The sequence below is a fragment of the Micromonospora wenchangensis genome, assembly GCF_002210435.1.
Taxonomy (GTDB): domain Bacteria; phylum Actinomycetota; class Actinomycetes; order Mycobacteriales; family Micromonosporaceae; genus Micromonospora; species Micromonospora wenchangensis.
Genome location: NZ_MZMV01000114.1, coordinates 1 through 10,189, shown reverse-complemented (window position 1 = coordinate 10,189; position 10,189 = coordinate 1). Strand labels below are relative to the sequence as shown.

Genomic DNA, 10,189 nt, shown 5'->3' with positions numbered 1-10,189 from the left:
AAACTCCAACGGAACAACGGCATGCGCCGTCACCTACCCCACCCACAACCCACAAACCCGACACAAGATCCATAAATATGACGGACAGGCACACCGGTCGTCGGTACATGGATGCCCCACCCCACCACCGCGCCGCCCCGGGGCCGCGCGGCGGGCGGGTCACCGGACGGCGGCGGTGGCGCGGACGGCCTTGACGACGGCGGGAACGGAGCCGACGAGCAGGACCAGGCCCCAGACGAGGGCCACGACGGCGAAGACCAGCGCGCCCACGTCGTCGAGGATGCTGACCAGGATCACCAGCACCAGCCGGTGCAGGAACTCCAGCACCACCGTGCAGACCAGGGTGGTCAGCGCCAGCAGGACGAGCCCCTTGTTCTGCAGGAACCGGGGCTGGGCGAGCAGCAGCAGCCCGGCCCAGACCAGCTTCAACGCCAGCACCAGGCCGAGCAGCAGGCTGGCCTCGCCGACCGGGAAGAAACCCCACAGCGCCAGGTAGGCCAGCGTGCCGAAGGGCACGGCCAGGAAGAGCGACACCATCACCGTCAGTTCCACGAAGACGGTCACCAGCAGCACCAGCGACGCCAGGATCAGCAGGACCGCGAAGACCAGGGTGGCCACCCCCTGCACCCGGCCCTGGACCCGCTCGGAGAGCAGCAGGCTCAGGCAGAACAGGCCGGTGCTCCAGAGCGCCACCACGTCGACAAGCGCCAGGTAGCCGGTGCCCCGGCCGGACGGCTCGCTGATCCGTCCCACCTCGCCGACGTCCACGCCCAGGTCCCGGGCACCGGTCAGCAGCGCCCCGCCCGCGTCGCCGCCGCCGGTCAGCAGCGACGAGCCCAGTTCCAGCGCCACCACCAGCGCCACCGCCAGCAGCGCCAACAGCAGGAACGGTCTACGCAGCTCACCCATCCCGGGTCACCTCCCGGGCCGGTGTCACCGCGAACCGGGGCACCGGCCGACGGCGGGTCACGAGGTGGCGATGGTGACGGTGCACGGAACACCTCCCGGGCAGCCCAGGCCGACCTCGGTGGCCCGGTCGACGGCGATCGTCGCGACCGCGTCACCCCCGTCGGCGGGTGTGACGTCGTCGCGTACGGTCAGGTCGGCGTCGCCGGGCGCGGGGGCGGTGACCGCGAAGGCCGCCCGGCTGCGCAGCACCAGGGTGCGCAGCCCGCCGGGATCGTCCACCCGCAGCGCGCAGCCGCCGACGAAGGAGAGCACGTCCCCGGTACGGTCGCAGTCGGCCCGTACCGTCGCCGGGTCCACGGCGGTGCCGTCACCGCCGAGCCGGCCCAGCCAGCCAAGCGCGCCGGCGTCGGCCGGATCACCGCGACCGGCGTGGCCCAGCCCGAGCGCGCCGAGGAAGGCGGCGACCAGCAGCACGGCGACCGCCACCAGCAGCAGCTTCCGCCGGCCGCTCACGGCCGGTCCGTCGACGCGGGCAGCTCGGTGAACCGGACCAGGTCCACCCCGGCGAAGTACCGCTCGGTGCCCTGGGTCCGGCCGACGGCGACCAGGGTGAGGGTGTGCGCGCCCCGACCGAGCCGGACCGTGCCGACGTCCTCGACGTCACGCAGCGCCGGCTGTTTCGAGAAGCCGAGGAAGGTGCCGCCCACCTGCACCCCGTCGACCTGCCAGATGGTGTTGGCGTAGTCCGGCGCGGTGGTGCGGGACGCGGCGAACGACCAGGTGGCGTCCACCGGCAGGGTGACGGTGAGACTGACCCGGTCACCCACCGCCAGCCCCTGGAGGAACAACTGCCGACCACCCGACCAGGTCAGCCCGCAGCAGTCCGGCTGTTCCACCACCTTCACGGCGGCACCCGCCGGTGACTCCGTCCTCGCCCCGGCGAGCAGGGTCTCCGCCTCCACCGTGACCACCCGGGCGGCGGGCGGTGGTGGGGCGGCGTCCGGGCGGCTGAGCAGGTAACCGACCACCGCGCCGACCAGCACCACCAGCGCCACCGCCGCCGCGATCCACGGCCACGGGGCCCGCCGGGGCGGGGCGACCGCGGTGACCTCGTACGTCACCCGGCCGCTGGCCCGGGAACTCTCCTCCGGCGCGGTGTTCGCCGAGTAGGCGAAGCCGGTCATGTCGTACCGCCGGGGTGCGGTGCCGGCCGGTACCGCCAGCCGGACCAGGAACGACACGGAGTTCTGCCCCGGCACCACCCGCTGCGGCTCGGCCACCGTGAACCAGGCCCGTTGGCTGCCCTCGCCCGGCGCGACGTCGAAGACCACGGTGTCCGGCGCGCCGCCGGGATTGGACACGGTGAAGGTCAGCTCGCCCCGGTTGGCCGGGTCGAGGGTGAACTGCTCGGCGGCGGCGACGACGGCCCATTCGGTGGTCATGACGGCTCCTCAGGCGACGGTCCGGGCGGGGGAAGGGGGCCCGGGGCGGGCACGGTGGCGCGGCCGACCGCCGGCCCGTACGGCACCGGCCCACCGTCGGAGTCGGCGTCGGCGGGACGGCCCCCGGCGGGCGGGGCGTCGGCGAGGACCACCTCGGCGGTCACCGCCGCCGGTTTCTCCGCCGCGACGATCCGGGTCACCACGGTCAGCAGCCCGGCGGCCGCCTCCGGCACCCGGACGACCAGGTGGAACGGCCGGTCGGCCGGCTCGTCGAGGACGAACCCGGTGACCCCGGTGGCCAGCTCCAGCGCGGTCCGCATCCCGTACGGGGTGCCCCGCCAGCGGGCCAGCAGCGCGCCGTGCGCGACCAGGTCGCGTAGCCGGCCCACGGGCAGCGGCGGCGGACCGTCCGGCCGGGGCGGGCCGAGCACGTGGTCCATCGCCACCCAGCGGGTGAGGTAGCCGGCGAACCCGGCCGGCGTGCGGTACGGGTCGAACAGCACGTCCACGTCGGCGAGCAGCGCCTCGTCCGGGGCGTGCAGCGCCTCCATCACGTCCAGCAGGGCGGCCAGGACGCTGCCCGGCCCGGCGGCCCGCTGGTAGGCCGCCGGCAGCAGCCGTTCAATCGCGGCCCGGCGCATCGTGGCCCACCACCTCGATGTCGTGCTCGCCGGAGCAGAGCAGCCAGGTGTCGGGGACGGTCACCACGTCGGCGGTGGCCTGGTTGGCGCTGGCCGTCCAGTCGACGGCGTCGCCGCTGCGGAACACCCCACGTTCCCCACCGGCCAGGATCAGCCGGCCGCCCCCGCCCGTCCCGGTGGCGCTGCCGGCGATCGCGTCCACCGGCACGAACCGGGTCCGGTCCCGCAGCGGCAGGCCGCAGTTGACCACCACCGGCTGCCACTGCGGCTGCGCGGCCAGGGTGTCCAGCCTGACCACCCCGCCGCTCTGCGTGGCGGCCACCGCCAGGGTGCCGACGAAGGCGAGGTCCCGGCAGGTGCCGCCGACCCAGCCGGCCTGCACCTGCTGCCACTTCACGTCGGACTCGAACAGCCGGGTGCGGTGGCAGCCCTGCCCGGGCCTCTTCGGGTCCGGTTCGCCCGCGCCCGCCCAGAGCAGGGTGGCCGGGCCGTCGTACTGCACGGCGAGGACCCGGTTGTCCACGTTGGCCAGGCCGACGTGGGTGAAGCTGCCGGGGCGGCCACCGGCGGTGGACAGGTACACCCCGAAACCCGCCTGCGCCGCGACCGCCACCCCCGGCGCGCCGCGCTCCGAGACGAACGCCCGGACGGCGTAGAAGCCCCGGTCGGCGTCCGCCGGGTCGACCAGGATCTGCAACGGCACCGCCCCGGGCAGCAGCGACACCTCGTACAGGCCGGTGTCGGTGGCCAGCAGCAGCGCGCCCGCGCCGTCCCGCTCGATCCACGCCAGGTCGGTGATCCGGGAGTCCAGGCCGGTCAACGGCGACCAGGTCTCCCCGAGGTCGGTGCTCAGGTGCACCCGGGAACCGCCCGCCGCCCGGGTGGTCACCACCGCCACCGCGCCGGGGCGGGCCAGCACCCCGGGACGCACCGGGGCCGGGGCGGGGGCGACCCGCACCACCGTCTCGTCGTCGTCGAACCGGCCCGCCGGTTCCCAGCCCACCCCCGCGTCGGACGAGCGGAACAGCACCGGGCCCCGGCCGGCGTACCAGGTGCCGGGCTGGTACTGGTCGACGGCGACGGCGCGGACCTGCGCGTCGGGGGCCTCGTCCACCACGAACCGGACCGACTCGACGTAGCGCACCCCCGGCTCGGCGTGCTCCAGCATCCGGTACACGTTGGACGCGCGCAGCGGCTCGCCGAACGCCCAGCCGGTCGGGTTGAGCCCGGTGGGCAGCGGGCTGAGCGTCAGGTGCAGCCGGTCGTGGATGCGCCGGCGGACCGCCTCGACGTCCTCCTCCGGCCGGACCACCACCCGGGCCCGGATCGACACCGCCTTGTACCGGGCCCAGCCGGCCCGGCAGCTCGTGCCCAACGCCCGCCGTCGGTCCAGGTCCGCCTCCACCCGGCGGCGCGACTCCTCCACCTCGTGGGCGCGCAGCACCGCCACCGGCAGCCGGCCACCCGGGCGGGCCTCCGGCGGCACGTACGGCACCAGCACCACCTCGACCTCGCCGGGGCGGGCGAAGCTGTAGACGGCGGCCCGGGTGAACGCCCGCGCCCGGGACACCCCGCCGGAGCCGGCGGCGAGGATCTCGAAGTCCCGGGCGGTGACCGCGCGTTGCTGGGCGAAGAACTCGTACGGGCCCCGGACCAGCGCCGATTCGAGGCTCTCCAGCTCCCGTCCGCCACTTGCCGGTTCCGGGTTCTCCGCCCGTACCCCGGGCAGCGGGTCCCGCAGGGTGGTCAGGGTGCCGGCGGCGACGTTGCCGGCCCGGCCACCGCCGGCCCGGTACCACAGCCGCACCCGGGCCCCGGCCGGCGGCACCGCCGCGACGGTCACCGGCCCGCCGCCCTGCGCACCGGTCGGCTCCGCCGTGCCCGGGTCGGCGTCGGGCGGGCGCAGGTCCAGCGCCGGGGCGAAGGTGACCAGCCCCGAGCAGCGGTCCACCAGGTAGACCTTCGCCTGCGGGCCGACCCCGGCGAAGCTGTCCACCGGCCGCCACACCTCGTACGTCGCGCCCTCGTGCTCGCGGGCCACCGCGCCCAGCTCCACCGAGCCGGCCGGCACCTCCACCCCGAGCAGCAGGTCCCGTGCCTCGGCGGTACGCGTAAGCGGTGCCCGGGCGGCCCGCAGCACCTGCCCCGGCTGGCCGGTGCCGACGCCCAGCAGCTCCGCCTCGACCGGTTCACAGTGGTGCATCCGGACGGTCACCTCGCCGGCGTCCGCCGGCAGCAGCGCCGGTTCGGTGGTGACGAAGACGACGGGCCTCGGGTCGACCCCCCGGGCCGCGGCGACCCGGGTGCCCGCCGGTATCCGCACCGCCGCCCGGTCACCGCCGGTCCGGACGAACCGGACGTCGGCCCAGGCCGCCGTCGGCGCGTGCCGGGTCACCCCGAGCAGGTTCAGGAACTGCACGTACGCCTTCTCCGGCAACTGGTTCAACCGGAAGATCATCACCTCGGTGAGGTGCGCGAACGCCTCCACCAGGGCGATACCCGGATCGTGCGCGGACAGGTCGGTCCAGCCGGGGCAGGACTGCCGGATGCGCTCCCGGGCCTCGGTGACCAGATCGAGGAAGGTGCGGTCGTCCAGGTGCGGCACGGGCAGCGTCATGACCGGTCCCCCTCGGCCCGGCCCCCGGCCGCCGGCCGACCGGTGGCCCGGTGCGCGGGCGGGTCGGCGTCGGCGGGCAGCAGGTCGACGGAGAACACCAACTGGCCGGGGGAGAGGCTGGCCCGCACCCGGTAGTCCAACCGGACCACCAGCCGCCACGGGTCGTCCGGGTCGGGGCCGGCGTCCACGTCGATCACCTCGATCCGGGGCTCCCACCGGCGGATCGCCTGCCGCACGTAGTGGATGGCCAGCCCCGCGGTGGTGTCGTCGTTCGGCGCGAACACCAGCCGGTGCAGCCGGGAGCCGTACCCGGGGCGCATCAGCCGCTCGCCCGGCGTGGTGGACAGCAGCAGGTACAACGCCTGGCGTACCGTCTCGTCGCCGTCGGTCACGGCGAGCCCGCCGGTCGCGGTCGTCGCCAGGCCCCCGGCGCGGCCGGCGTCGAAACCGGCCCCGACGAACCGCAACGCCCTCACCGGTCGGCCCCCACCAGGCGCTGCCGGGCGTCGTGCACGGTGTGCCGGACCAGGTTCGGCGGGGTGCCGTCGGTGAACCCCGCCAGGTGCGACAGGACGATCCGGTGCCCGTCGACCCGCAGCCAGTCGCTGTAGCCGACCCGCACCGCGAGGGTCTTCGCGCACGGTTTGACCGTCGGCCCGTAGTTGGGGCAGGCCACGATGTCCCGCCCCACGGGGTCGTCGTCGACCAGCACCGGTGTCCCGGCGACGGTCAGCCAGCCCTGCGACGCCCGGTTGGTGACCCGGCCGTCGTGGTCGCAGGCGATCAGCGAGTCGAGGGTGATCCAGCGCATCAGGCACCTCCGGAGTGGGCGCGGGCGAGCGTGCCGGCCTGTTGCCTGGCGGTCGCCGCGTCCTCGGTCGCGTCGGCGTGCAGGAAGTCGACGCTGCGGGCCCGCACCACCAGCGCCCGGCCCGGCGCGGAGAGCACCAGATCGGTCGCGGCGTGCAGGGTGGCCAGCTCGGGGGTCAGCTCCAGGAAACTGCCGGCGTCGGTGGCCAGCCGCAGCGTCCGCGCCGCGTCGTCGACCACGATGGTCTGACCGCTGCCGGTCCGCACCGACCAGCGGCCCGCGCGCCCGTCGGCCACCCCCGCGTCGTACGGGGTGACGGTGCCGAACAGCGAGCCCAGCACCACCCCGGCGACCGGGTCACCGCCCGGCAGGGCCAGCAGCACATTGTCGTCCGGGTCGGGCAGCGCCACGATGCCCTTGTCCCGGCCCGCCCCCGGGCAGAGCACGGCCAGCCAGCCGGCGTCCAGGTCGCCGTACCCGGGCAGCCGCACCCGGACCCGGCCGAGCCGTTCCGGGTCGTCGACGGCGGTGACCACCCCGAGGGTGACCACCGCCCCGCCGGCCGCGACGCGCGGCGGGGAGGGCGGCGGGGCGGTGGCGAACCGGGTGAGGTGCCCGCTGCCGTCGACGGTGTGCACCACCTCGGTGAGGACGTACACCCCGGCCAGGTCGTCGGCCACCCCGGCCAGCGCGACCCGACGGCCGGGACGCAACGCCGGATCACCCTCGGCGACGCCCTCGGCGGTGACCAGCGCGGCCGTCCGGTCGTCCAGGCCGGCCTGGGCGAGCGCGGCCAACTCGTCGTCGCTGCGGCCCGGCTGGTCCAGGACGGTCCGCACGCCGTCCGCGCCGACCGCCGCCGGGTCCGGACGCAACGGCACCCGCCGTCCGCTGCGCGCCGCGTCGACCCGGTGCCCGAGCGGCTCGGCCCGCTGCGGGTGCCAGCCCAGCGCGGCGCTGCCCCCGGCGGCCCGGTCCAGGTTGGCGGCCAACCGCACCGAGTGCAGCGTCCGGCCCAGGGTCAGCGGCACCGGGTCGCCGTGACCGTCCAGGCTGACCAGCCGCACCCGGTCACCGTCGACGGCCAGGTGCAGACCGGCCCGGCCGGCCACCTCCCGCAGCAGTTCCAGGTCGCTGTGCCGGTGCTGGAGCAGCCGGTCCAGCCGGGGGCCGTCGACCTCGGCGTCGACGGCGAGCCCCACCGCGCCGCACAGCTCCCGGGCCAGGTCGACGGCGGTGACCGCCTCGAAGACCCGTAGCTGCTGCCGCTTGCGCAGCCGGTGCAGCAGGTCGTAGCCGCGCCAGCGGGACAGGGCCGTGCCGTCGGCGGCGTACTCCACCTCGACGCAGGTGACCTCCCCGGTGAACAGCAGGTCGTCGCCGAGCCTGACGTCGAGCGTCGCGCCGGTCGGCACCGCCGGGCCGGGACCGGGACCCCGCGCGGCCGGGCCCGGGTCGGCGGCGTACACCACCTCGCACTGGGTGGGCTGGTCGAGGCGGGCGGCGACCCGGACCGACCGGATCCGGCGGTCCGCCACCCCGCCCAGCGGCACGCCGTCGAGGGACACCGACGGGCCGGCGCTCATCGCGGACCCCCGTCGGCCTGCGCCGGGCCGGTGCCGCCCGCGCCTCCCACCGGCGACGCCCCGGTGGGCTCCGCCGCGGTGGGCGGGGGCACCGCGAGGGCGGTGCCGGCCGGTACGGCGAACGGGTCGGTGATCCGGTTGTGCTCGGCGAGCAGCCGCCAGCGCAGCGGCGAGCCGAGCGCGTCGTGGGCGAGCAGGTCGAACCGGACCCCGGAGTAGCCGGGCGTGGCCGCACCGTCCCCGGCCGCCACCACCGCCTGACCGGGGGGCGTCGCGGGCGGGGTCGCGGCGGCCAGTTCCTCGGCGAAGCCCTGCTGCGCCTCGTCGGCCGACTCGGCCACCCGCAGCAGCTTCATCCGCAGCCACGAACGGCGGGGCGAGCCGGTACGGGTGAACACGTCGAACCGTTCGGCGACGGCCACCACCACGCCGGGCACGTTCCACGTCTTGCCCCAGACCAGCCGGACCAGCGGCGGACGCTGCCAGCCGTGCGCCACGGCGGAGTTCTCGGCCAGCATCCACAGCGGCCTGGTGAGCGTGCGGACGTCCCCGGGCCGGGTCGGCCCCTCCACCAGGTCGGTGTCGAAGAGCAGGTCCAGCACCAGTTCGGTACGCCCGCCGCCGGTGAAGGCCAGCGGGTCGTCGGCCAGCCCGATCCCGGTGAGCTGTCCCTCGGCGCTGCCCTGCGGCCGTACCCCGGCGACCCGGGTGACCTGCACGGTCTGCGGGTTGAGCAGGCAGTCGATCCGGACGCCGGACTCGTCGACCAGGAAGGCGACCCGTTCCATCAGGACCCCCGCTGTTCGGCGTCGAGCCGGGCGTACCGGGCGTCGTCGCGGGCGGTGCCCGTCGGCCGCCACCACGCCCCGTCGGCGGGCAGCGCCGGCCACGGGTCCGCCCCCACCGGCCCCGACCCGTGCGGTCCGGCCGCTCCCGTGCCGGTCGGGCCGGTGTCGGGCAGCGTCGGCCACGGGTCGCCGGCCGGGGCCGGGTCGTCTTCCGGCCAGCGGATCGTGCCGATCCGCCGGGCGAGGTTGCCGCGCGCCGGTGCGCCGCCGCCGGGGCCCGGACGGGTTCCGCCGTGCCGGCCGCCGCCCGTGACCTGGCCGCCCGCCCCACCGGTGCCGTCCCCGCCGGCCCGGTCGCCGGTTGCCGCGCCGGTGCCGGTCACCGACGCCGGGCCGAACAGCGCTGAGGTCGGTCGGCCGTCGGTCGGCCGTCGCCCGGCGCCGGTTCCGGCGGCCGTCCGGTGCTCCAGGCCGGTCGACCGGACCGGTCGACCGGGGTCGTCGCGGTCCGGCCACCCCGGCGGGACGAGGCCCGACCGGCCGGGGGACTGCGGCGGTACGTCGGACGCCTGGTGCCGCGTGCCGGCCGGCGGGGGCGTTCCCGGGGCCCGGCCGACGTCGGAGGACGGACGGTGCCCCACCCACCCGCGTGGGCCAGGTGTTCGCGCCCCGGGCACGACCGCCGCCTCCGGGTCACGTCGCGTCCCCGAACGGGGGTTGATCCCCGTCACCGGCTCCGCACCGGTTTCCGTCGCCGGCTCGAAACCGGTCTCCGTCGTGGGTTCCGGGCCGGTCCCGGTCGTCGGGGGACGGCGCGGGCTGGTCCGTCGCCGGCCCGGTCGCAGCAGCCACCCGAGCCCGGCACCGATCGTCCACTCCGGACCGGGACGCGCCGCCACCGGACCGGGCGGTGCTCCCGCGTCGGGACGGACCGCCGCCGCCGGGTCCGGGCGATGGGTCCCCGACCGGTCCGGGCGGTGTGTCGAGGGCGGATACGCACGGTGCGCCGAGGGCAGGTGCGCGGTCGCCGGGTCCGGGCCGGGTGCCGAGGTCGGGCGCGTGCGGTGATCCGCCGATCCGTCGGTCGGGACGACGCCGGACGGGCCGACGGTCGGGGTGACGTCCGCCGGGCCGTCGGGTCGGGGGAGGCGGGTGCCGGTCAGCGGTCCCGGCGTCGGCCACGACCCCCACGGTTCGGTGGGGACGGGTGGCGGGGTCGGGACCGACGGGTGTGCGGGGTGCCGGTCGGCGGTGCGGCCACCGGTGCCGGGCGGGTACGCCGGGGGCTCGGCGGATGCCGGGGTGGACTGTCCGCGTACCCCCGGGTGGGATGCGGGCGGCGGACCCGGCGGGGCGTCGGCGGCCGGCCCGACCAGGTCGTGCAGCAGGCCGGGG

General features: G+C 76.8%; 10 protein-coding genes. All 10 read right to left on the bottom strand.

The features are described 5' to 3' along the window. Positions 1 to 159 precede the first annotated feature (159 nt). From B5D80_RS32080 to B5D80_RS33230, 10 genes are read right to left on the bottom strand one after another with little or no spacing between them, the layout of a single operon-like run. A complete protein-coding gene (locus B5D80_RS32080; RefSeq protein ID WP_088647673.1) occupies positions 160 to 909 on the bottom strand; it encodes a hypothetical protein in 750 nt (249 codons plus the stop codon). A 57-nt stretch (positions 910 to 966) separates the two neighbouring features. Next, a complete protein-coding gene (locus tag B5D80_RS32075) occupies positions 967 to 1,422 on the bottom strand; it encodes a hypothetical protein (protein ID WP_088647672.1) in 456 nt (151 codons plus the stop codon). Beyond that, on the bottom strand, positions 1,419 to 2,351 hold the full coding sequence (locus B5D80_RS32070; RefSeq protein WP_088647671.1) for a hypothetical protein: 933 nt from the start codon (positions 2,349 to 2,351) through the stop codon (positions 1,419 to 1,421). Before B5D80_RS32070 ends, B5D80_RS32075 begins: the two co-directional genes overlap by 4 nt. Beyond that, positions 2,348 to 2,992, bottom strand: a complete 645-nt coding sequence (locus tag B5D80_RS32065; protein WP_088647670.1) for a phage tail protein — start codon at positions 2,990 to 2,992, stop codon at positions 2,348 to 2,350. Before B5D80_RS32065 ends, B5D80_RS32070 begins: the two co-directional genes overlap by 4 nt. Then, positions 2,973 to 5,609 (bottom strand): putative baseplate assembly protein, encoded by a 2,637-nt coding sequence (locus tag B5D80_RS32060; protein ID WP_088647669.1) that lies wholly within the window; start codon positions 5,607 to 5,609, stop codon positions 2,973 to 2,975. Before B5D80_RS32060 ends, B5D80_RS32065 begins: the two co-directional genes overlap by 20 nt. Further along, entirely contained in the window at positions 5,606 to 6,085 is a 480-nt protein-coding gene (locus tag B5D80_RS32055; protein ID WP_245855118.1) for a GPW/gp25 family protein, read from the bottom strand. The genes B5D80_RS32060 and B5D80_RS32055 overlap by 4 nt, the downstream gene beginning before the upstream one ends. Next, complete coding sequence (locus tag B5D80_RS32050) at positions 6,082 to 6,420, bottom strand: hypothetical protein (protein WP_088647668.1); 339 nt, start codon at positions 6,418 to 6,420, stop codon at positions 6,082 to 6,084. Before B5D80_RS32050 ends, B5D80_RS32055 begins: the two co-directional genes overlap by 4 nt. Further along, on the bottom strand, positions 6,420 to 8,006 hold the full coding sequence (locus B5D80_RS32045) for a phage baseplate assembly protein V (RefSeq protein ID WP_088647667.1): 1,587 nt from the start codon (positions 8,004 to 8,006) through the stop codon (positions 6,420 to 6,422). Before B5D80_RS32045 ends, B5D80_RS32050 begins: the two co-directional genes overlap by 1 nt. Next, a complete protein-coding gene (locus B5D80_RS32040) occupies positions 8,003 to 8,794 on the bottom strand; it encodes a CIS tube protein (RefSeq protein ID WP_245855115.1) in 792 nt (263 codons plus the stop codon). The genes B5D80_RS32045 and B5D80_RS32040 overlap by 4 nt, the downstream gene beginning before the upstream one ends. Further along, entirely contained in the window at positions 8,794 to 9,177 is a 384-nt protein-coding gene (locus B5D80_RS33230) for a hypothetical protein (protein ID WP_144081834.1), read from the bottom strand. The genes B5D80_RS32040 and B5D80_RS33230 overlap by 1 nt, the downstream gene beginning before the upstream one ends. Positions 9,178 to 10,189: the final 1,012 nt, after the last annotated feature.

What these genes read in the sequence shown, in the direction of transcription:
- B5D80_RS32080 (WP_088647673.1), bottom strand. Translation starts at nt 909, where the DNA reads ATGGGTGAGCTGCGTAGACCGTTCCTGCTGTTGGCGCTGCTGGCGGTG.
- B5D80_RS32070 (WP_088647671.1), bottom strand. Translation starts at nt 2,351, where the DNA reads ATGACCACCGAATGGGCCGTCGTCGCCGCCGCCGAGCAGTTCACCCTC.
- B5D80_RS32065 (WP_088647670.1), bottom strand. Translation starts at nt 2,992, where the DNA reads ATGCGCCGGGCCGCGATTGAACGGCTGCTGCCGGCGGCCTACCAGCGG.
- B5D80_RS32060 (WP_088647669.1), bottom strand. Translation starts at nt 5,609, where the DNA reads ATGACGCTGCCCGTGCCGCACCTGGACGACCGCACCTTCCTCGATCTG.
- B5D80_RS32050 (WP_088647668.1), bottom strand. Translation starts at nt 6,420, where the DNA reads ATGCGCTGGATCACCCTCGACTCGCTGATCGCCTGCGACCACGACGGC.
- B5D80_RS32045 (WP_088647667.1), bottom strand. Translation starts at nt 8,006, where the DNA reads ATGAGCGCCGGCCCGTCGGTGTCCCTCGACGGCGTGCCGCTGGGCGGG.
- B5D80_RS32040 (WP_245855115.1), bottom strand. Translation starts at nt 8,794, where the DNA reads ATGGAACGGGTCGCCTTCCTGGTCGACGAGTCCGGCGTCCGGATCGAC.